Source organism: Ruegeria profundi (assembly GCF_020171505.1).
Lineage (GTDB): Bacteria > Pseudomonadota > Alphaproteobacteria > Rhodobacterales > Rhodobacteraceae > Ruegeria > Ruegeria profundi.
The window spans coordinates 416,118-438,459 of sequence record NZ_JAIUZS010000004.1 but is presented as its reverse complement, the minus strand read 5'-3'; the positions used below and the strand labels follow the sequence as shown (position 1 = coordinate 438,459).

Below are 22,342 nucleotides of genomic sequence, written 5' to 3'. Positions count from 1 at the left end.
CGGACCCTTTATGCGCTATACGAGCAGCATGGTATTATCCGGGAGGTAAAAGAGCAGGCCGATGCGCTGGGGTTACGCACCCGGCGCAGAATACTGTCATCGGGTGAGGCCCGCGGCGGCGGCACCTTCGACCGCGGGCATATCCATCACATTCTGACCAACCCGGTTTATGCCGGGCGCATCCGGCACAAAGATCAAGTGCACTACGGTCAGCACGACCCGATCATCGCCCCCGACCAATGGGATGCAGTTCAGCTCAGGCTGCAGGGGTCGGCCTCCCGGATACGCTTCAGAAAGACGCCGCGCCGCGTGTCGCTGCTCTGCGGGAAGATCTTCGATGAGACCGGAGACCGGCTGACGCCATCGCATTCACGCACAAAGAAGGGTACCCGTTTGCGCTACTACGTCTCGCACCGGCTGATTGCGCGCAGCGGCGAGGAAAACCTCGATGGCTGGCGCCTGCCTGCAGATCATCTTGAGGCACAGACCAGCACTCTTACCCGTCGCCATCTCGCAGAACCAACCTTCGCGAGCCATGTTTGCCAGCAGTCCGACGCCGGTGACATCGCCCGCGTTCGAAGCAAGCTGCCGATTCTGAGCGCCGAGCCGGATAGCCGAAATATTCTCCCTCTCGTGGAACGCATCGATATCGCTCCCGGAAAGATTTTGCTCAAGCTCGATCCCAAAGCCATCGCAGAGAGGCTGGATATTAAAATCGATGCGATCGATGCAAACGCCCTGCAGGTCGAAGCACCGTTCCAGATACGGAAACGCGGCGTGGAGACGAAAATCATCCTGGCCGAAACGAACGGCAATAAAGACGAAACTCTTATTCGAAACATCGCGCTCGCACATCACTGGCTGGACCGGATCAAGGCGGGGGAGACCTTCGGCGACATTGCGAAAGCCGACGGCAGCTCCAAACGACGCGTCCAGCACATGATCGATCTTGCCTTCCTCGCGCCGGATCTCGTGCGAGATGTACTTCAAGGCAAACAGCCCCTTGGCTTTACGTCCGACTGGTGCAAATCGCGAACCCTGCCATCAGACTGGCAGGAGCAGCGCGCGCTTCTCGCGACTCTCTGATCCACCAAACCCAAACCTGCTACCGCGAAAACGCCGAGCACAGACTTTTGGCTATTTGCCGCCGTGTTCCGGCTCGGTCAATGGTCTGCGCCAGCGCACGACGCCGCTAAACCGCTGATAACGCGCGACTATTCGAAGCTTACCTTGCACGGTCTGGATATGCGAGAGTGGGTGGCTGGGGTGGTAGGATTCGAACCTACGATACACGGTACCAAAAACCGCTGCCTTACCACTTGGCTACACCCCAACAGTGAGGCGCTGTCTACGATTGTTGTTTGGAGGGTTCAAGAGCCTTTGGGCGAAAAAATCGGCATTGGGCAAAATTATTTTTAGTCATGCCTATAGTCCGGAATAGCAAAACCGACATTCCTTGGGGGACATGGCGCAGACAGCGCCGCCCCATTTCACCCCAAGTTTGCAAGTCACGAAATGGTGAAGGTAACAGAGCTCGCAAACCTACGTTTTGAAGGTCTGCCCCATGTGTTCATAACATGCAAAAAAACTTGGGCGCTTGATCCGAATCGCAGGACTTTCCCGGTTTTGTGTTGCGGCCCAATCGCTACGCTATTCGCGAATTTCAGAGGGGTCGACGCCCCAGAGTTTGGATTTATCTGCCCAGCCACGATACCCGCCAGCCGAGATGTGGCACCAATCCAGGCTGCATTTGCCAAGGCGTGCCACCACACCGGATTCGAATTTGGCGCTGACTTGGGAATTGGGGTCGGGGTTTGTGTAGACGGACAGCAATTCGGAATCGATCAGGACAGTGCGCACACCTGAAAGCAGGGCGTAGTGTACCCATCCCCCAGCACCGTCACGATCCTGCACCTTGCGCCAATTGCCGTACTCGGCCGTGATTTGCAGCGGCATACCGCGTCGCTTGAAAACCCAATCGATTCGATGTGTCAGTGACGGGCCGCGGCGCACGTTGCCCTCGGCGGCCTTCATCGAAACATAGCGGGGTATCGGCAGGTTTGTGACTTGGCCCCGTTTGTCTTGTGCGTTGGCGCTGAATGCCCCCAGAAACACAATAAATGCGCACGAAATCACCAGAAGGCGGCGTTTTACCGTTAGAAAACCACTCACTGACTGCCTGCTCTTGTGCCTGTTGATCTGGTTTCGAAAAAAGGTCGTCTCAATGCGATTGGGGTTCTTGTGCCCCGCCTGATCCTGCGCCACGATGCCATGGCGCGCAAAGATTTGCAAAGCGATGGGAGGGCAAAGGTGCCAAGAGAACGTCTGAGTGTTGTCGTAACGCGACGGTTGCCCGAGGCAGTGGAAACCAGACTGTGCGAGTTGTTCGATGTTCAACTGCGCGACGATGATGCCCCCATGTCGCGCGAAGAACTGGTCGCCGCGGTTCAAAGTGCGGATGTACTGGTTCCCACAGTTACCGATACAATTGATGGTGGCTTGTTGGGGCAGGCGGGCGAAAACCTGCGCCTGATTGCCAACTATGGGGCGGGTGTCGACAACATCGACGTCGCGACAGCACGACAGCGCGGTATCCTGGTCTCTAACACACCCGGCGTTCTGACCGATGACACGGCCGACATGACGATGGCGCTGATCCTTGCCGTCACACGACGACTGCCCGAAGGCATCAGCCTGATGCAACAGGGGGATTGGTCTGGCTGGGCGCCCACGGCCTTACTGGGTGGTCGGATCGGTGGCCGGCGTCTTGGGATTCTGGGAATGGGCCGGATCGGGCAGGCCGTGGCGCGACGTGCCAGCGTGTTTGGGATGCAAGTGCATTACCACAATCGTCGCCGGTTGCGCCCCGAGATTGAGCAGGAGCTTGACGCAACCTATTGGGAAAGTCTTGATCAGATGGTGGCGCGGATGGATGTTATCTCGGTCCATTGTCCTTCGACCCCATCGACATTTCACCTGATGAACGCGCGTCGGTTGAAGCTGTTGAAACCCTCCGCTGTGGTTATCAATACCTCTCGGGGTGAGGTGATTGACGAAAACGCACTGACCCGCCTGATCAGGTCTGGTGACATCGCGGGTGCAGGCCTCGACGTCTATGAACACGGCACCCAGGTGAACCCGCGTTTGCGGCAATTGCCGAATGTCGTTCTTTTGCCCCACATGGGCTCAGCCACGCTGGAAGGGCGGATCGAGATGGGGGAGAAGGTCATTATCAACATCAAGACCTTTGAGGACGGACACCGCCCGCCGGATCAGGTTGTCCCATCTATGCTGTGACGCGCCCGCGCCGCAGAAACAGTTTTCTGGAGGATACGATGAATAGAAATCTGATTTCGGGGTTGTTTTTCGCGGCGTTGACCTTTGGCGGTGCGTCCCTTGCACAGGAAACGGCAGATGCGGTCGCGCCCGAGGGTGCCTCCGAAGGTCAGGTTCAGGCTCTGACCGATGAGGTCATCGCCTCTCTTGAGGCGAAAATGGCCGGGGTACCCGTGCGTTCTGACAACTGGATGGTTGCTGCGGCGCATCCTTTGGCCGCAGAGGCCGGGGCCAAGGTGTTGCGTGCCGGTGGGTCGGCGGCTGATGCCATGGTCGCCGTTCAAGTCGTTTTGGGTTTGGTTGAGCCGCAATCCTCGGGCCTTGGTGGCGGTGCGTTTCTGGTCTGGTACGACGCCGCGACTGGCACATTGACCACGCTGGACGGGCGCGAGACAGCACCTTTGGAAGCGAACCACCGATTGTTTTTGGACAAGGACGGTGAGCCGTTGCAATTCTTCGATGCCGTTGTTGGCGGTCTCTCGGTCGGCACGCCCGGCACGCCTGCACTGATGGAAGACGCCCACCGCCGTTGGGGACGCAGCCCATGGCCGGGCCTGTTTCAGGATGGCATCAGGTTGGCGGAAGAAGGGTTTCTTGTGTCTCCGCGCCTGGCGTCCCTTGTCGAAGCGGATTCTGAACGGCTATCACGCTTTCCGGCCACAGCCGAGTATTTCCTGCCGGGCGGCGAGCCGTTGCAGCAAGGTCAGCGTCTGATGAATCCGGATTACGCAGAAACTTTGCGCGTCTTGGCCAGCGAGGGATCTGCCGGGTTCTATGGTGGCGAAATCGCTGCCGGGATCGTCAGCACCGTGCGCAACGCCCCCGGTAATCCCGGTGTTCTTTCCGGTGTCGATCTGGCGCTGTATCAAGTGATCGAGCGTGAACCTGTCTGCGCCGCCTATCGTAGCTTTGAGGTTTGCGGCATGGGCCCGCCATCGTCGGGGGCGCTGACGGTTGGGCAGATTTTGGGCATGTTGAACGATTATGATCTGGCCGCGATGGGGCCAGAGGACGCAAATGCCTGGAGGCTGATCGGCGATGCCTCGCGCCTCGCCTTTGCGGATCGTGGTCGTTACATGGCGGATCATGATTTTGTTCCGATGCCCACGCAGGGGCTGGTTGACCCCGACTATCTTTCTGAACGCAGCCAGTTGCTGAACACTGAGGGCGCACTGACTGAGGTAGCGCCCGGCAATCCGGAATTCGATCACGCATCCAACTGGGCGGATGATGTGTCGTTGGAACTGCCTTCGACCTCGCACATCTCGATCGTGGATCAGTACGGAAACGTGTTGTCGATGACCACTACCATTGAGAACGGGTTTGGCTCACGCCTGATGACCAATGGGTTCCTGCTGAATAACGAGTTGACGGATTTCTCATTCAAAACCCACAGCAACGGTGTGCCAATCGCGAACCGGCTTGAACCCGGCAAACGTCCGCGTTCATCCATGAGTCCAACCATCGTTATGCAGGACAACGCGCCGGTGCTGGCGATCGGCTCGCCGGGTGGTAGCCGGATCATCGGGTACGTGGCCAAGTCGATCATTGCCTGGGCAGATTGGGATATGGATGTGCAACAAGCGTTGTCGCTGCCGCATCTTGTCAATCGGTTCGGCACTTACGATGTCGAACAAGGTACGGCAGCCGAGGGGTTCTTGGATTCGCTGATCGAACTGGGCTATGAGGTCAATCCACGCGATCTGACATCTGGGTTGCACGCGATTGAAATTGGCGAAGGTCTGATCGGTGGCGCAGACCCGCGCCGCGAAGGCATCGCGCTGGGCGAATAAAGGGAACTACAAATGGTGCAGGCTGTAGCTTTGGCGCGAAACGAGGCCGGGATTGAAACGGCTGTAGGCATACTCAAGCAAAAGTTTGGCGACCGTCTGCAAACGGGCCAAGCTATTCGCGAACAGCATGGCCACACGACCACCTGGATCGAAAATCAAGCGCCGGACGCAGTGGTCTTTCCCCAGTCGACCGAGGAGGTTTCACAGATTGTCAAAACCTGCGCCTTGCACAAAGTCCCTGTGATTGCCTTCGGCACCGGCACCTCGCTTGAGGGGCATGTGAACGCCCCGGCGGGGGGGATCTCAGTAGATTTGTCACGGATGAACAATGTGCTGGCCGTACATGCAAATGATCTGGACTGCGTTGTGCAGCCCGGCGTAACGCGCGAAGATCTGAACACTCATTTGCGGGATCAGGGCTTGTTCTTCCCCATCGATCCGGGGGCAAATGCCTCGCTTGGTGGTATGGCGGCAACGCGGGCGTCAGGCACAAACGCCGTGCGTTATGGCACGATGAAAGACAATATCCTCAGCCTTGAGGCGGTGATGCCTGACGGTCAGATCATTCGCACCGGGCATCGGGCGCGGAAATCTTCTGCCGGGTATGATCTGACCCGCCTTTTGATCGGGGCTGAGGGCACTTTGGGCATCATCACCGAGCTTACCCTGCGCCTGCATGGCATCCCCGAGGCGATCACCTCGGCCCGGTGTTCCTTTCCGTCCGTCGATGCGGCCTGTCAGGCCGTGATGACGACGATCCAGTATGGTGTGCCTGTGGCCCGGATCGAGCTGCTGGACGCGTTGTCGGTCAAGGCTGCCAACGCCTATTCCGGGCTGAGTTTGCCAGAAACGCCGTTACTGCTTTTGGAGTTTCACGGCTCGGACGCGGGCGCGGTCGAACAGGCGGACACCTTTGGACAGATCGCCGAAGAATTCGGCGGTGCCGATTTCGCCGCCACCTCGACCACCGAAGAGCGGAACAAGCTCTGGCAAGCCCGGCATGATATGTATTGGGCCAGCTTGCAACTGCGCCCCGGTGCACGGGGAATCTCAACCGACGTTTGTGTTCCGATATCGCGTCTTGCGGAATGTGTCACGACCACCCGGGACAAGGCCGAAGAGATGGGCCTCATGGCACCAATTGTCGGACATGTGGGGGATGGAAATTTCCACACTCTGCTGCTGATCGACATGGACAATGCCGAGGAAGTGGCCCGTGGAGATGCGTTCGTTGGCTGGTTGAACGATCTGGCGATCTCGATGGAAGGTACGTGCACTGGTGAGCATGGAATCGGACAGGGAAAACGCCCCTATTTACTTAAAGAGCTAGGTGCGGCGGTCACTTACATGGATGCCATAAAAAAGGCGCTGGACCCGGATAACATCATGAATCCAGGTAAAATCCTGTCTTTCCCCGGAAACTGACCTTCGACAAAAATCTGACCCTGAAGCCACATGGCTGCCCTATTCGCAGACTATCTTTCGCATTCAAGAGCAGTGATTGATTTTAGGGTCTCGAATGGGCGTTTTACGGATTTTGGGTTTTGCAATGATCGTGTGTTTGGTCATCGCTGGCCTCGACTATTTCCAGCAGGGTAAAAAACACGACGGCAGTTTGTCCGTAAGTGGTTATGTTGACACGATCAAACAGCGTTTCGCGCAGCAACAGGGCGAACGTGAGGCCAAAGCCGTTGAGCGCGATCGTCAGAACCGCTGGAACGCCGGTGCCAAACTTTATCTTCCTGCGGCCGCACAGGGTTGGGATCGGTACGAGCTGACAGACCTCGACAGCGCACCGGTGGACACTGTGCTTGCAGAGTATGACCCAACGCCGCTGATAAGCTCGGTTTCTGGTACGTCCGAGTTGATACGCCTGTCCAAAGCGGGAAAAGAGGGCTTCGCCCGCAAGCTAAGCAAGACGGGGCTGGTCTATGCCAACGGGAATGAGGTCGCCTGGTTCGACATTAGCCTCAAGCCCAAATCCGCGCGCAACTCATTGGTTGGTATCGCCTTGTCGCGGCAGCAGAACTTTGCAGCGATGACCGAGATCACCAAAGGTTTCGCGGTCATTGATGGCGTCGCGTTCATGGAAACCACATATTCCATGTTGGAGTCTGACGAAGCCCCTGACTATCGCAGGATTACCGGGCGCATCGGAATCGATGAAGAAGTCGTGATCCGAATGAACACCAATGCGTCCGACGAAGCCATTCTCGAACTGTTGCAAGCTGTCGATTATGCCGCCCTGAATGCGTTGCTGACCTTCCCTTCGCCCGTCGTGGGGGCAGGTGTCCTGATCCCGCAAGACCGGCAAGCAGAAGTCGCAGAGAAGATGGATGACTTATACTCTGAGATTATATTGGTGCAGGAAAAGATGACTGACGAAAAACTCGAGAATCTTAACTTTGCTGCGGTGATGGTCAACGCGATGACGGCATCTGGGTATAACAGCGATGGCATCATGGACATTACCGGTGGCAAGGTGTTCGAAAACCAGGATGTTCTGCAAATCGGATATGGTCGGGCGCAAAAGCTGTTGTTGGAGTCCGACCAACGCCAAGCTGCGCTTGCCGACGACACGGCGCAGGGGTCGGGCTTTTTCAAAAGGTTGAAAGACAAATTACCAGCTTTCGGGATACCAGGGGTCACGGGCGCGTCTGCGGACCCTGCTGCGCCTGAGAAGCAGTCGCAGCCTGTGCGCGTGCACAAGGGCGGGTTGGGGACATCCTGCGCACAAGTTGGCAGCATAAAACGATGCGCAGCTGCCGGCCAATAGGTCAAATCCATTGAATCAACGGCCCGTATTGAATAGCGGGTCGTTTTCTTTCTCTCACTGGTCGGATGAATGTCGCGCCGGGGTCTTCAATTGCGCCATATGGTGTCAACTGAATTCAAGGGGAGACGCCCGGTTATGAAAACCCAAGTCAAAGCATTGGTCGTTGGCGGCGGCGCCATCGGGACCTCGATTGCCTATCACCTGGCCAAGGCAGGCTGGGACGATGTGATGTTGATCGAAAGGGATGAGCTGACGTCTGGCTCAACCTGGCACGCAGCCGGTTTGCTGCCATTGTTCAACATGTCCTATGCGACAACCCACATCCACAAATACTCGGTCGATTTCTACAAGACGCTTGAGGAAGAGACCGGTTTGAACGCGGGCTTTGCCGTGGTCGGGAACCTGCGTATGGCGCAGACGCAAGAGCGTATGGATGAATACATGCTCTATGCGTCCACGGCCGAAACCTGCGACGTCAAATACGAATGGCTGACCCCGGATCAGATCAAGGAACGCTGGCCGCTGATCGAAACCGGCGACCTGAAAGGTGCGATCTATCACACCGAAGATGGCTACATTAACCCTGCTGACGTGACCCAGGCGATGGCCAAGGGTGCGCGTCAGCGGGGTGTTGAGATTGTACGCAAAATGCAGGCCGACGCTTTTCATTGGAACGGCACCCACTGGGAAGTCACCTGCACCAAGATGGTCGAGCAAGGTGGCAACCTTGTCCCATCAGATGAGCAGGTTGTCATAACGGCCGAACATGTTGTGACTGCATCGGGCAACCATGCACAGCGCACGGCCAAGATGCTGGGCATCAAGATGCCCGCAATCCCGGTTGAGCACACCTTCATCGTCATGGACAAAGACCCTGAACTGGTCAAATGGCGTGAGGCAGGCAACCCCGAGCATCCCGTTGTGCGCGACGCTGACAACGAATCTTATGCACGCGAGGAACGCGGCGGCTGGATTCTGGGTATCTACGAACATGGCGCTCCTGCGCGGTTTGAATACGGCGTGCCTGACAGCTTCCGTGCGGATCTGTTCCCGCTGGATCTGGACCGGATTGCCGAGCAATACATGGCGATGGCAGAACGCGTGCCGTCCTGCGCCGACTCGGGCCTGAAGGACGATTTCAACGGGCCGATCTGTTACACACCTGATGGAAACCCGCTGGTTGGCCCGGCTCCGGGCCTGCGCAACATGTGGTTGGCCGAAGGTTTCTCTTTCGGGATCACCGCTGCAGGCGGCACCGGCTATTATCTGGCGCAGATGATGGTCGATGGCGAAGCCGAGATCGACATGGCCTCGCTGGACCCCAAGCGGTATTCTTCCAACTGGATGACCACCGAGTTCGCCGCGCGCAAGAACGAAGAATGCTATGAGCACGTCTACATCCTGCACCATCCGGATGAAGAGCGTGAAGCCTGCCGCCCGCTGCGCACCGTTCCGGCTTATGAGCGTCAGAAGGCCCGCGGCGCGCAGTTCGGTTGGGTCAATGGCTGGGAACGTCCGAACTATTTCGGACCGCTGGACGCGCCGGACAACTTCGACAAGGAAAGCCGTTCCTTCCGCCGTGGTGGCTGGTGGCAATATGCCGTCGAAGAAGCCAAAGCGATCCGCAACGGCGTTGGCCTGATCGACGCATCGGCCTTTACCAAGCATGTTGTCAAAGGCCCCGGCGCGACCCAGTTCCTGGATTGGTTCACCTGCAACAAGCTGCCCAAGGTTGGACGCATCAATCTGACCTACGCGCTGACATCGCACGGCACCACCCGCACCGAATACACCATCGTCCGCAATGGCGAGAACAGCTATTACATCGTCTCCGCCGGTGCCTGGACCGAGTATGACGCCGACTATCTGCGCAAGGCGGCTGAGGACAAGATGGAGGAGTTCGGTTACATCGAAATCCAGGACGTGACCACCCAATGGGGCGTCTTCGCCATCGCCGGGCCCAAGTCGCGTGATGTTCTGAAAGAGGTCATCAAGGACGCTGACGCCGAAACTGCACTGTCCAACAAACGCTTCCCGTGGCTGTCGGCCCGCCAGATCGAACTCGGCATGTGCCCGGTCAACGCGATCCGTGTGGCTTATACAGGTGAGCTGGGTTGGGAACTGCACCACCCGATCGAAATGCAGAACTACCTGTTCGACCTGCTGGAAAAAGCCGGTGAGAAACATGGTATGAAGCTGGTCGGAGCCCGCGCCCAGAACTGGCTGCGTCAGGAGAAATCCTATCGTGCCTTCGGCACCGAGCTGGGCCGCGACGCAACCCCGCTTGAGGCCGACCTGCCGCGCTTTGTCGATCTGTCGAAAGACTTCTACGGAAAGGCCAAGCTGGAAGAGACCGGCGTACGGGTGAAGTGTTGTACCCTGCTGATCGACGGGCCGAACGATGCCGACCCGTGGGGCCGCGAGGTGTTGTACACTCCGGAAGGTGAGCGCGTGGGGCGTCTGACCTCGGGCGGGTATTCGGTGGCGTTCGAGAAATCCATCGGCATGGGCTATGTGAAGCCCGAATTGGCGGTCGAAGGCACCAAACTGAAGGTCAAGATGCAAGACAAGCTGTGGGACGCGGTCGTGACCTGCGACAGCCCCTATGACCCGAAAAACGAAACCATCCGCAAGGATGGGTGATTAGTCAAAGACCCCGGAGAACTCCGGGGTCTTTTTTATTGGGACAGTTCGTCGAAACATTCCAACGCTTTGGCGGCGTACATCATCGACGGGCCTCCGCCCATCTGGATGGCCATCGCCAACACGTCTGAAAACTCAGCGCGCGACGCCCCGGCTTTGATCAGGGCTTCTGTGTGGAGCGTGATGCAGGGCTCACACCGGATCGCGATCGAGATGCCCAAAGCGATGAACTCTTTGGTTTTGTAGTCCAGCTCACCCCCTTGCTTGACCGCTGCCCCAAGCGCACCGAATGCGCGGGTGGTATCCGGAAGCGCACCGTTAAGGGCGCGCAGACCTAGTCGCGTGTCCTTGATCTTTTCCTGCCAGTTCATGTCACCATTCCATTTCACATAATGTGATATGGATATGCTGCAGCGTGCTGAGCCCGACTTTGATCTTGATCAGCTAGCAGGTTTTTCTGCAACAAACGTCAGGTTGTTTGCCGGCATCTCAACCACTTCAAGGACGTTCAGGCCCTGGGTGGCCATCCAACTGGCGATGTCACCGTCATCCTTGTATCCGATTTCCGGATCTTGCTGGACAAGCGCATCATGGAACCTCTGGTCGCCATCGCTCGTCAGTCGGCCCGACCTTTTGAACGGACCATAGAGGATAAATCGGCCTTTTGGGGCAAGCGTCTGCGCGGCTTCGGCAATCAGCACCTGCGTTTCCGGCCAACTGATCAGATGCACCAGATTGATCAAGACGATAAGGTTCTGATCCGAAAATTTCGCATGCCAACCGGGGGCCGTTGCATCCAGTGCGACCGCTTCTGCAACATTGGGCAAATCCGAGGTATAGGAATTGATGCTTGCGCGTCGTTCGGGCTCAACTTCGGTCGGTTGCCATTTCAAGGCGGGCAAGCCATGTGCAAAGGCGCTGACATGCTGGCCAGTGCCGCTGGCAATTTCCAAGGCCTGACCCTCGGTCGGTGCCCACTTCACCAGCAGACCGCATAGTGCATCCGCGTTGCGGGTCGCAGCGGGGGCAACAAGCCGCCCGTCCTGACCTTTGGTTGCAACGCTGGCGCTAGGGGGAAGGGTTCGTTTGATCATCGGCGCAGTCTTTCCGGGCTGAGGGCGGCTGTGGTTTCTGTATCAAGATCGGGGGTCATACCTGTCGCCAGATCAGCAACCAGTTGCGACGCGGCAGGCGAGGTCTGGAATCCATACCCGCCTTGACCCGCCGACCAAATAAAGGACGGGTCTGCCGGATCGGGGCCAAGCACCAACGTCCCATCAGGTGCAAAGCTGCGCAGCCCGGCCCAGTTCGCCTCAACCCGTGTGACGGGTTCGGTGACCATCTCTTCGTAGCGGGCTAAGCCTTCGGCCAGCACCATATCGTCGGCATATGCGTCCTGAGGCGGCACAGGCTCGGCCTCGGACGGTGAGACCAGCAGTTTGCCCGCATCAGGTTTGGCGTACCATGCCTCACCCACACCGAACAGCATCGGCCAGCCCCTGATGTCATGTCCACCAGGGGCAGGCAGGCGCGCCATTGACCGGCGTTTTGGCGTAATACCTATGGGTTTGATCCCCGCCAGCGCGGCGACCTCATCGACCCAAGGACCTGCTGCATTCACCAATTTGCGCGCGTCGTAAACATCCCCAGCCTCCACGATCCAATGCTTTTCTTTCCGAATTGAGGTGACGCGCGCCTTGGTCAGCACCGCACCACCATTGGCGCGGATTGTTCGGATGAAATCCTGCATCAACCTGTCGGTGTCGATATCGAATGCAGATTGGCTGACAGCCGCATAGGCAAGTTTGTCTGAGTCCAGAATGGGCACGCGATCTATTGCATCAGCCGCAGAAATGGCACGCATGTTCAACGCGGCAGCATCTGCTTCAAACGCAGCTTGCTGTTCCTTGCGACCGACCAACAAAATACCGCGTGGTGTAAGGTATCCGCCATTCTCATCGTGCAGATACGCCGCGCTGGCACTGTTCAACGCAACAACCGAAGGCGGACCATAGCTTTGTTCAAACAATGCGGCCGAGCGACCGGACGCGTGATAGCCAATCGCATCTTCAGCCTCAAGAACGGTCACCCGCCCACGGGCTGACAGGCGCGCGCCGGCACTCAGGCCAGCGATGCCGCCGCCTATGACAAGGAAATCAATCATTTGTCCTCTGCGGTACGCTTCGATTGAACGGTGCAGGCCAGCAAGACGCCGCCACCTGAGCCTGCTTGGACGCTTAAAGCAGTCTTGCTGGAACGCATCAAGCCGCTTGACCAAAAGCGGCGTTGATCGCCCTGCATCAAAGGGAGCGAAAGCGTTCCAAAACTACTGTGTAATGCAGAAAAAAAGGGCTGACCAAGCAGCCAGCCCTTCGGTGTTTTTGCGGTGCCGCTTATTGCGGAATGTCACCTTCCAGACCTTCGACATAGAAGTTCATACCCGCCAGCGTGCCGTCATCGGCCACTTCGCCTTCTGCCAACCAGTCGCTGCCGTCCTGCTTTTTCAGCGGGCCGGTGAAGGGGTGGTATTCACCTGCGGCCATTGCGGCTTTCAGCGCCAGTGCCTCTTCTTTGACATCGGCCGGTACGGCGTCCGAGATTTCTCCGATTGCAACCATGCCTTCGCGGATGCCATCCCATGTGTTGGCGGTTTCCCATGTGCCGTCCATGACGGCCTGGGTCCGGGCGATGTAGTAGGGCGCCCAGTCGTCGATGATCGAAGACACACGCGGGAACGGCGCGTATTCGCTCATGTCCGAGGCCTGACCAAAGGTTACCACATTGCCTGCCTCTTGCGCAGCCGCTTGCGGTGCGGTCGAGTCGGTATGCTGCAGGATTACATCCGCGCCCTGTTCGATCAGAACGGTGGCGGCATCAGCCTCTTTCGCCGGATCGAACCATGTGTAGGCCCAGACGATCTTGAACTCGACATCCGGGTTCACCTTCTTGGCGTGGATATAAGCCGAGTTGATGCCACGGATCACTTCGGGGATCGGGTAGGAGCCGATATAGCCGATGATATTCGACTCGGTCATGTTACCGGCGATATGGCCTTGAACGGCGCGTCCTTCGTAAAAACGAGCAGAATAAACCGAAACGTTCGGCGCGGTCTTATAACCTGTTGCGTGCTCGAACTTCACATCCGGGAATTTCTTGGCAACGTTAATAGTCGGATCCATATAGCCAAATGACGTGGTGAAGATCAGATCTGCACCGTCCAGCGCCATCTGAGTCATCACGCGTTCGGCATCCGGACCTTCTGGAACGGATTCGACGAACACGGTTTCAACCTTGTCGCCAAAATGTTCTTCGACGGCCAGGCGACCCTTGTTGTGCTCGTAGGTCCAGCCGCCGTCGCCGATGGGGCCGACATAGACAAAACCGACCTTGGTTTTATCTTGGGCCATGGCGCTTGTGGCCAGACCAAGCGCGATGGCGACGCTTGTCAGAACTGAAGTGAATTTCATGTGTTACTCCCCAAGTTGGTTCAGTTGGCCCCTAGTGAGAGGCATGGAAGATCCGGCCCAGTGAGGCAGGTGCGCTGCTCTTGTCGGCCGAAAGGATCACGAGCACAAGGATCGTGATGATGTAGGGCGACATTGCCAGATACTCGACAGGGATGGCAACGCCCGCTGCCTGCAAATTAAGCTGCAACACGGTGATACCGCCGAACAAATAGGCACCCAGTAACGCGCGCCACGGCTTCCAGCTGGCGAACACGACCAAGGCCAGAGCGATCCAGCCCACGCCTGCGGTCATCCCTTCGGTCCACTGTGGGACGCGGATCAGGCTGATGTAGGCTCCACCAAGGCCCGCGCAGGCTCCGCCGAAAAGGATCGCCAGTATGCGGATCTTGATCACCTTGTAGCCAAGCGCATGCGCGGCATCGTGGTTTTCGCCCACGGCGCGCAGGATCAGGCCGACCCGGGTGTATTTCAGCGTCGCCCAGACGGCGGCAGTCAGACCGATACCGACATAGAGGATCGGGTCATGCTGAAACAGGATCGGGCCGATTACCGGGATATCGCTGATTACCGGGATATGGATTTCACCCATGCTGGGCGGTTTGACCCCAACGTAGCCCTGCCCTATCAAGGCGCTGAAGCCCAGTCCAAAAAGCGTTAACGCCAACCCGCTGGCAACCTGATTGGCCAGCGCCACCTGCGTCAGCAGCACAAACAACAGTGACAACACGGCGCCACCAACAGCGGCCGCAACAAACCCTAAATAGGGCGAGCCCGTCTCGACCGAGATCGAAAAGCCGCTGATTGCGCCGACGATCATCATGCCTTCGACGCCAAGGTTAAGAACGCCTGCTTTTTCAACAACCAGCTCTCCGATCGCGGCAAGCAAAAGGGGGGTTGCGGCCACCATCAGTGAGGCGATTAGAAGGACGGGGTTAATTTCACCAAGGTCCATGTTACGCTACCTCGCTACGGGCCGCACGGATGCGGTAGTTTGTCAGAAGATCGAAAGCCAGCAGGAAGAACAACAGCATCCCCTGGAAAACTTGGATGGCAGCGGCTGGCAGGCCCAACTGAGACTGTGCGATTTCACCGCCGATATAGGTCAGCGCCATCAGGCCACCGGCCAGCAGAATGCCCACCGGATGCAGGCGGCCCAGAAAGGCCACAATGATCGCGGTAAAGCCGTAGCCCACGTTGAAGTCGATGCTGACCACGCCCGAAGGACCTGAGACCTCGAACATCCCCGCCAGACCTGCCAGAGCGCCGGACAAACCCAGACAGAACAGGATCAGCCGGGCAGGGTTCACGCCGGCGAATTTCGCCGCCCGAGGGGCCTCACCCGTCAGGCGAATGTGGAACCCCAGCATATGCCGGTTCAGCAGGATATAGGCAAAGATCACGGCGATTAGTGCCGTTACGACGCCCCAGTGCATCCCTGATCCGGCAATCAGTTCGGCATTATGCGCGCTGTCATAGGATTGCAGGTTGCGCGAGCCGGGAAAGCCAAAGCCTTCGGGGTTCTTCAGCAGACCAAGTGAGACCGAGGCCAGCATCTGCTCGGCCACATAGACCAACATCAGCGACACAAGAATTTCGTTAGTGCCAAAGCGAACCTTCAGAAAGGCCGGAATAGAAGCCCACAGCCAGCCACCGAACGCGCCAGCGATCACCATGATCGGAAAGATATAGAACGCTTCCAGCGGATAGAAGGCCAAGCCCGCGCCTGCACCAAAGATAGCGCCCATGATGTATTGACCCTCGGCACCGATATTCCAGATGCCCGCGCGAAAACCCAGCGACAGGCCGATTGCGATCAGCACCAGCGGCGCGCCTTTTACCAGCAATTGCGGACGGTAGTAGAAGGCAAATTCACCAAACAGCGGTTCCCAAAAAATGGTGCCAATGGCTTCGATCGGGTTCTTTCCCAGGATGGCGAACAAAACGCCGCCAAAAATCATTGTTGCCACCACCGCGACCAACGGGGTGGCATAAGACCACGCCTTGGACGGCTGGGGCCGTTTCTCCAACACAATCATCCGCTCATCCCCCTGTTATTGTTCTCTTTTGTTGTGTTTCAGACATGGGCCACCTCCATGCCATGAGCGCCACCCATCATCAGGCCGATCTCATCCACGGTCAGGCCGGAGGTCGGGCGCGGTGCGCTTAGCCGGCCTTCGTTCAGGGCGGCGAAACTGTCCGAGATTTCCATCAGCTCATCCAGATCCTGCGAGATGCAGACAACCGCGGTACCCTTGGCGGCCAAATCCAGAATGGCCTGCCGTATTGCCGCCGCCGCAGCGGCGTCAACGCCCCAGGTTGGCTGGTTCACAACCAGAACATCCGGGTCTTGCATAACTTCGCGGCCAATGACGAATTTTTGCAGATTGCCACCCGACAACGATCGGGCCGCATTCTCGGGGCCGGGGGTTCGGACATCGAACGCTTTTATGATTTTCTCTGCAAAGTTTTTCGTTTCGGCCCATTTGAGAAAACCGTTGTTCTCAAGACTCTCGCGGACCGACCCGGTCAGCAGCGCGTTTTCGGTCAGGCTCATATCCGGGGCTGCCGCGTGTCCAAGCCGTTCCTCGGGGGCGGTCAGAACGCCCAGCTTGCGGCGCGCTGTTGGGCCGAGTTTTCCGATGGGCTTTCCATTGAACTTGATCGCGTCCGCGGTGGTCAGGATTTCACCGGACAGCACGCCCAGCAGTTCGTCCTGACCGTTCCCGGCAACCCCGCCAATGCCAAGTACTTCACCCTTTCGAACCGTCATGTGCACATTTTTCAACGCGGTTCCGAATTCCGAAGGCGAGGGCACCGACAATCCGCTGACATCCAGCGCGGTTTCACCGAAATCACGTCCTGCACGTTCGGGCGTTTGCAGGGTCGAACCCACCATCAACTCGGCCATATCACGGGCAGAGGTCTGTGAGGGGACACATTCGCCCACGTTCTTACCCAGCCGCAGGATTGTTGCATGGTCACACAGCGTTCGAATTTCCTCGAGCTTGTGGGAGATATACAGGATGGATGTCCCCTCGGACCGCAATTTGTTCAGTGTTTCGAACAAGATGTTGACCTCTTGCGGGGTCAGAACCGAGGTTGGTTCATCCATGATCAACAGCTTGGGGTCTTGAAGAAGGCACCGGATGATCTCGACCCGCTGACGCTCACCAGCAGATAGGTCACCAACTGTACGGTAAGGGTCCAAAGGCAGGCCATAGGTCTCGGACACTTCGCGAATGCGCGAGGCGAGATCGCCCATCGGAGGCGGGTTCTCCATTCCCAAGGCAATGTTTTCGGCCACGTTCAGCGCGTCGAACAGCGAGAAATGTTGAAACACCATCGCGATCCCATCCGCGCGCGCAGCCCTGGGTTCAGCAGGCGCAAAAGACTGGCCACGAAGCGTCATGGTGCCGCTGTCGGGCTTGACCAAGCCGTATATCATCTTGACCAGCGTCGATTTGCCCGCGCCGTTTTCGCCCAACAGGGCGTGGACTTCGCCCTCACCAATGTCAAAGGACACCTGATCATTGGCCACGACACCTGGATAGGCCTTGGTCAGCCCCTGCAAACTTAGGAGTGGAGTGGTCACGCGCTCAGGTCCTTCTTCAACTCATTCTGCCGGGCCGGGCGCAACACTTGCGCGGCGACGCCAACGGCGATCATTTGCGGGTGTTTGCCCAGTGACGGATCACCGATTGGGCAGGTGATCCGGCTTATCCGTTCAGGTGAATGCCCTAGGGCCGCCAGCCGAGACCGGAATCGCGCCCATTTCGTAGCCGAGCCGATCAGGCCAGCAAAGCGGAAATCGTGCGAAAGCAGCCTGTTGCACAGTTCCAGGTCCAGATTATGAGAATAGGTGAGCACAAGATGCTCGGCACTACGTGGTGCATGATGGACCAGCGCCGCCGGTTTGGCAGCCGGAATCGCGGTTACACCGGGTGGAATGCTGTCCGGGAACCGATCTTGCGTGGTATCGACCCAGGTAATCGCCAGATCGGGCAGTGGGGACAGGACATCCACCAGCGCGCGGCCAACGTGGCCTGCGCCCCAGATCCACAGATTGCGCGTGGGTTGGTGCACCGGTTCAACCATCCAGCCATCAACCAGTTGCGGCTCGGGTGCGATGCCTTGGCTGCGGGCGGATGCCAGCAGGCGTTTGACGGATAAAGGCATGTCACCATCCTTCGCTGACCGTGCGATAACGGCTTTGTCCAGCGCGTCTACGGCCTCACGGTCATAGACCTCACTTAACAACGACACCGCGCCACCGCAGCATTGTCCCATCTCGGGCCCAAGCACATGGTGGGTCAGCTTAATTTGCGATGTTTGCAACCGCGCGGCTTTGGTCGCCTGAAACTCAAGGGTGCCACCCCCGATTGTGCCGCTTTGCCCGTCCTCCCAAACCAGCATTGCAGCACCAACCTCACGCGGGGACGATCCCTTGATCGCAGCGATGACCACACGGGTGACCGTCCCGTGGGTTTTGACCGCCTCCCTCAAAGCCTCCAGGTCAAATCCCATCAAATGCCTCCCTTAATTCTTTGCACGCCGTGCCAGATTTCTTCGGCCGTCGCGGGCGCGTTCAACGCCGGATAGCTGTCGCCACAGGCCGCTACCGCATCTGACAGCGCCAACCAAGCCGAAATGCCCAGCATGAAGGGCGGCTCACCCACCGCTTTCGAGCGATAGATCGTGTTCTCGCGATTCTCACCCTCCCACAGCGCGACGTTGAAGACATCCGGCCGGTCCGAGCAGGCGGGAATTTTGTAAGTCGACGGCGCATGCGTCCGCAGGTTGCCGGTATCGTCCCAGATCAGTTCCTCGGTCGTCAGCCAGCCGGCACCTTGCACATAGCCGCCTTCGACCTGCCCGATGTCCAGCGCGGGGTTCAGCGAGGCGCCCGCGTCATGCAGGATATCCGTGCGCAGGATGCGGTTTTCCCCGGTCATGGTGTCGATCGCGACCTCGGTCACAGCCGCGCCATAGGCGAAGTAAAAGAACGGGCGGCCGCGCCCCTTGATCCGGTCCCACTCGATCTTCGGGGTTTTGTAGAACCCGGTTGCCGACAGGCTGATCCGGCCCTGATAGGCAAGGGCTGCGGCTTCGGCAAAGGTATAGCGTTCTTCACCGACCGAAACGGTGCCTTCGGAGAAGATGACAGTCGATGGATCGGCCTGATGGCGTTCAGCGAGATACTCGGCCATTCGGTCGCGGATCGTGTCGCACGCAGCTTTCACTGCCATTCCGTTCAGGTCACTGCCGGATGATGCCGCGGTGGCTGATGTGTTGGGCACCTTCGCGGTGTCCGTGGCGGTGATCTTCACCATCTCCAATGGAATGCCAAAGCGCGACGCAGCGACCTGCGCGACTTTTTGGAACAGCCCTTGGCCCATCTCGGTGCCGCCGTGGTTCAGGTGGACCGAGCCGTCCTGATAGACGTGCACCAAGGCGCTCGCCTGATTCAGATGGGTCAGCGTGAAGGAAATGCCGAACTTGACCGGGGAAAAGGCGATACCCTTCTTGATCACGCGGTTCGCGGCATTCCATTTCTGGATGGCCGCTTTGCGCGCGACATAGTCGCTGGACTTCAAAAGCGCCTCGGTCATACCGTGAAGCTCAAAGTCGCTAACCTCCATGCCGTAGGGCGTGGTATTGCCACCGGCAGGCAAAGGACGCACCGGAGCGTTCCCGGTTTCAACAGCACCACGGCTGGTCAGGTCTTCATGCGGATCGGGATGACCCAGCGGTTTTTCGGCGGGTGCATGTTCGGTTACTGCGTTTGCGGGCTCATAATAGTTGCGACGACGCAATTCGACGGGGTCCAGCCCCAATTCATAGGCCGCGTGGTCCATGACCCGCTCGATCCCAACCATTCCCTGAGGGCCGCCGAACCCGCGATAGGCGGTGGCGGATTGGGTATTGGTCTTTAGGCGGTGGCTTTCGATCCGGGCATTCGGCAGCAAATAGGCATTGTCCGAGTGCAGCATTGCGCGGTCGGCGACGGGCAGGGACAGGTCCTGTGCCCAGCCGCAGATGACGTAATGGTGGAACGAGACGCCCTGAATATGGCCATTCTCATCAAACCCAGCCTTGTAAGCGATGCGGAAGGCGTGGCGTTTACCGGTGATGATCATGTCATCATCGCGGTCATATCGCATTTTGCAGGTCTTGCCGGTGGCCCGCGCTGCAACGGCGCAAGCGACGGCCAAAGCGTTGCCTTGGCTTTCCTTGCCGCCAAAACCCCCGCCCATACGGCGGGTTTCGACCCGGACGGCGTTCATCGGAACGCCCAAAGCATCGGCCACCTTGTGCTGAATCTCGGTTGGATGCTGGGTCGAGGAATGCACCAGCATGTCCGCACCTTCATTCGGAACCGCCAAGGCGGCCTGTCCTTCCAAATAGAAATGCTCTTGCCCGCCAAGTTCAAACGAGCCTTCGATCACGTGTGCCGCGCCGGCAATGGCGGCATCCGCATCGCCCTTGGCATAGATTCGCGGACCGTCTTCGAACCGGCTGTCAGCGGCAAGGGCGTCTTCGATCGTCAGGATCGGCGTCTCTTTGTCATAGTCGATCTTGCCCAGACGCGCTGCTTTGCGCGCGGCCAAATGACTGGTCGCAACGACCAGAAATACGGGCTGGCCGATATAGTGAACGGTGCCATCTGATAACAGCGGTTCATCGTGGATCGACGGTGAGACATCGTTGGCAAAAGGCAGGTCGCTGGCGGTCATGACCATGACCACGCCGTCCGCGGCCTCTACAGCCGACAAGTCCATCGCGGTAATTCTGCCTTTGGCAATCGGACTGAGGCCAAACGCCAGGTGCAGCGTTCCTTTTGGCGTGGGGATGTCGTCGACGTATCGCGCCACACCAGAGACATGCAGGGGGGCCGCGTCATGAGGCAGAGCCTTGGTCACGCTCATGCTGACACCTCCAGCACGTTTGTCACTTCACCTTGATCTTCAAGGAAGTATCTTTCCAGCATCGCTTTGGCCGTCTCTAGCCGGTAGGTGGCCGAGGCGCGCATGTCCGTAAGTGGGGCATAGTCCGTTCCAAAAGCAGGCAATGCCGCCTGAATGGTCTGGGGCGTCCACGGTTGGCCGATCAAAGCGGCCTCAACGTTTGAGGCGCGTTTTGGAGTGCCGGCCATGCCGCCAAACGCGATGCGCGCATCAGTAACGGTGCCCTCTGCAATGGTGATGTTGAAACACCCGCATACGGCCGAGATATCCTGATCGAACCTTTTGCTGAGTTTGTAACACTTCAGACGATCCGGCTGGCGCGGGAAGTTGACGGCTTCGACGAATTCGCCGGGGCCGCGATCTTGCTTGCCGTAGTCGATAAAGAAATTCTCCAGCGGGATAGACCGGCGCCTATCCCCATGGCGCAAGTGAAGGGTCGCGCCAAGCGCGATCAATGCAGGCGGATTGTCCCCGATGGGTGAGCCATTGGCGATATTCCCGCCGACGGTCGCGGCGTGCCGGACCTGAACGCTGGCGTAACGGCGGATCATCTCGGCATAAGAGGGGTGCAGATCGGCCAGCGCCTCGCCCATTCGGTTCATGTCCACCATGGCGCCAAAGCCGATTTCGTCTTCGGTGATCGTGATCTCTTTCAGATCCTCGCAGCGGTTCAGAAAGATCACCGGGGTCAGATCGCGCAGCTGCTTGGTGACCCACAGGCCTACATCGGTCGCACCTGCGACCAGGGTGGCATCCGGCTGGTTTGCATATAAGGCGGCCAATTCGTCAGACGAACCGGGCAACATGGTCGGCGCGGCTGACGTAGCGACGGGCTTGTCCTTGACCCAGACGGGGACAGGCTGGGCCTCAGCCGCTTCCGCTGCGCGGATGATCGGCGCGTAGCCGGTGCAGCGGCACAGGTTCCCGGCAAGCTGCGTATCGTGATCTGTTGCGCCATTTGCGTGGCTTGCAATCATCGACATCACGAAACCGGGCGTGCAAAACCCGCATTGCGAGCCGTGAAGGTCCACCATTGCTTGTTGTACCGGATGGGGTTCATTGTTCGGGCCGCTGGCCCCCTCGACGGTGCGGACTGCTTTGCCGTGCAACTGCGGCAGAAACAGAATGCAGGAATTCAGTGCCTTGGCCCCATCTGTGTCAGTCACCATTACGGTGCAGGCGCCGCAGTCGCCTTCGTTGCAGCCTTCCTTGGTGCCGGTCAGGCCGCGATCCTCGCGCAGCCAGTCCAGCAGTGTGGCTGTAGGATCGACATCCGCCAGCTCAACTGTCTCTCCGTTCAGAAGAAACGTGATATTCATTCGAGAAACCCGTCGCCTTACCCGGTTGCGCCCTGCGGTGCCC

At 58.5% G+C, this 22,342-nt stretch carries 17 protein-coding genes and 1 tRNA gene; 6 read left to right on the top strand and 12 right to left on the bottom strand.

Going from position 1 to position 22,342, the window contains the following annotated elements:
- A partial coding sequence (locus tag LCM21_RS12480) for a recombinase family protein (RefSeq protein WP_224890894.1) occupies positions 1–1,086 on the top strand: 1,086 nt, incomplete at its 5' end.
- A gap of 172 nt (positions 1,087–1,258) precedes the next feature.
- On the opposite strand, the gene LCM21_RS12475 is transcribed toward LCM21_RS12480, so the two are convergent.
- Positions 1,259–1,333: transfer RNA gene (locus LCM21_RS12475), tRNA-Gln, on the bottom strand.
- A gap of 317 nt (positions 1,334–1,650) precedes the next feature.
- The gene (locus tag LCM21_RS12470; protein ID WP_404818127.1) at positions 1,651–2,139 is read right to left on the bottom strand and encodes an SH3 domain-containing protein; all 489 of its coding nucleotides are present in this window, start codon (positions 2,137–2,139) and stop codon (positions 1,651–1,653) included.
- Between the two features lie 171 nt (positions 2,140–2,310).
- Here LCM21_RS12470 and LCM21_RS12465 point away from each other — a divergent pair, with 171 nt between their 5' ends.
- The 5 genes from LCM21_RS12465 (at position 2,311) to LCM21_RS12445 (ending at position 10,548) form a co-directional block, all read left to right on the top strand.
- Positions 2,311–3,297: a 2-hydroxyacid dehydrogenase gene (locus tag LCM21_RS12465; protein WP_068341001.1), complete on the top strand. Its 987-nt coding sequence runs from the start codon at positions 2,311–2,313 to the stop codon at positions 3,295–3,297.
- A gap of 38 nt (positions 3,298–3,335) precedes the next feature.
- Positions 3,336–5,129, top strand: coding sequence for a gamma-glutamyltransferase (ggt, locus tag LCM21_RS12460; RefSeq protein ID WP_224890893.1), 1,794 nt, complete (start codon positions 3,336–3,338; stop codon positions 5,127–5,129).
- A gap of 12 nt (positions 5,130–5,141) precedes the next feature.
- Entirely contained in the window at positions 5,142–6,554 is a 1,413-nt protein-coding gene (locus LCM21_RS12455) for an FAD-binding oxidoreductase (protein WP_068340934.1), read from the top strand.
- Positions 6,555–6,648: 94 nt separating this feature from the next.
- Entirely contained in the window at positions 6,649–7,905 is a 1,257-nt protein-coding gene (locus LCM21_RS12450; RefSeq protein WP_224890892.1) for a hypothetical protein, read from the top strand.
- Positions 7,906–8,040: 135 nt separating this feature from the next.
- A complete protein-coding gene (locus LCM21_RS12445) occupies positions 8,041–10,548 on the top strand; it encodes a GcvT family protein (RefSeq protein ID WP_224890891.1) in 2,508 nt (835 codons plus the stop codon).
- A gap of 35 nt (positions 10,549–10,583) precedes the next feature.
- On the opposite strand, the gene LCM21_RS12440 is transcribed toward LCM21_RS12445, so the two are convergent.
- The 10 genes from LCM21_RS12440 to xdhA all read right to left on the bottom strand — a co-directional run bounded on the left by LCM21_RS12440 (position 10,584) and on the right by xdhA (position 22,299).
- A complete protein-coding gene (locus LCM21_RS12440) occupies positions 10,584–10,919 on the bottom strand; it encodes a carboxymuconolactone decarboxylase family protein (protein WP_224890890.1) in 336 nt (111 codons plus the stop codon).
- 69 nt (positions 10,920–10,988) lie between these two features.
- Positions 10,989–11,642, bottom strand: coding sequence for a DUF938 domain-containing protein (locus LCM21_RS12435; RefSeq protein ID WP_224890889.1), 654 nt, complete (start codon positions 11,640–11,642; stop codon positions 10,989–10,991).
- Positions 11,639–12,712: an NAD(P)/FAD-dependent oxidoreductase gene (locus tag LCM21_RS12430; RefSeq protein ID WP_224890888.1), complete on the bottom strand. Its 1,074-nt coding sequence runs from the start codon at positions 12,710–12,712 to the stop codon at positions 11,639–11,641. Before LCM21_RS12430 ends, LCM21_RS12435 begins: the two co-directional genes overlap by 4 nt.
- 229 nt (positions 12,713–12,941) lie before the next feature.
- Positions 12,942–14,015, bottom strand: a complete 1,074-nt coding sequence (locus LCM21_RS12425) for a BMP family ABC transporter substrate-binding protein (RefSeq protein ID WP_224890887.1) — start codon at positions 14,013–14,015, stop codon at positions 12,942–12,944.
- A 31-nt stretch (positions 14,016–14,046) separates the two neighbouring features.
- Entirely contained in the window at positions 14,047–14,967 is a 921-nt protein-coding gene (locus LCM21_RS12420) for an ABC transporter permease (RefSeq protein WP_224890886.1), read from the bottom strand.
- A gap of 1 nt (position 14,968) precedes the next feature.
- Positions 14,969–16,051 (bottom strand): ABC transporter permease, encoded by a 1,083-nt coding sequence (locus LCM21_RS12415; RefSeq protein ID WP_224890885.1) that lies wholly within the window; start codon positions 16,049–16,051, stop codon positions 14,969–14,971.
- 38 nt (positions 16,052–16,089) lie between these two features.
- Positions 16,090–17,607 carry an ABC transporter ATP-binding protein gene (locus LCM21_RS12410; protein WP_224890884.1) on the bottom strand — a complete coding sequence of 506 codons (1,518 nt, stop codon included), beginning with the start codon at positions 17,605–17,607 and terminating at the stop codon, positions 16,090–16,092.
- Positions 17,604–18,539, bottom strand: coding sequence for a xanthine dehydrogenase accessory protein XdhC (gene xdhC, locus LCM21_RS12405; protein ID WP_224890883.1), 936 nt, complete (start codon positions 18,537–18,539; stop codon positions 17,604–17,606). Before xdhC ends, LCM21_RS12410 begins: the two co-directional genes overlap by 4 nt.
- Entirely contained in the window at positions 18,539–20,941 is a 2,403-nt protein-coding gene (gene xdhB / locus LCM21_RS12400; protein ID WP_224890882.1) for a xanthine dehydrogenase molybdopterin binding subunit, read from the bottom strand. Before xdhB ends, xdhC begins: the two co-directional genes overlap by 1 nt.
- Positions 20,938–22,299: a xanthine dehydrogenase small subunit gene (gene xdhA / locus LCM21_RS12395; RefSeq protein WP_224890881.1), complete on the bottom strand. Its 1,362-nt coding sequence runs from the start codon at positions 22,297–22,299 to the stop codon at positions 20,938–20,940. The genes xdhB and xdhA overlap by 4 nt, the downstream gene beginning before the upstream one ends.
- Positions 22,300–22,342: the final 43 nt, after the last annotated feature.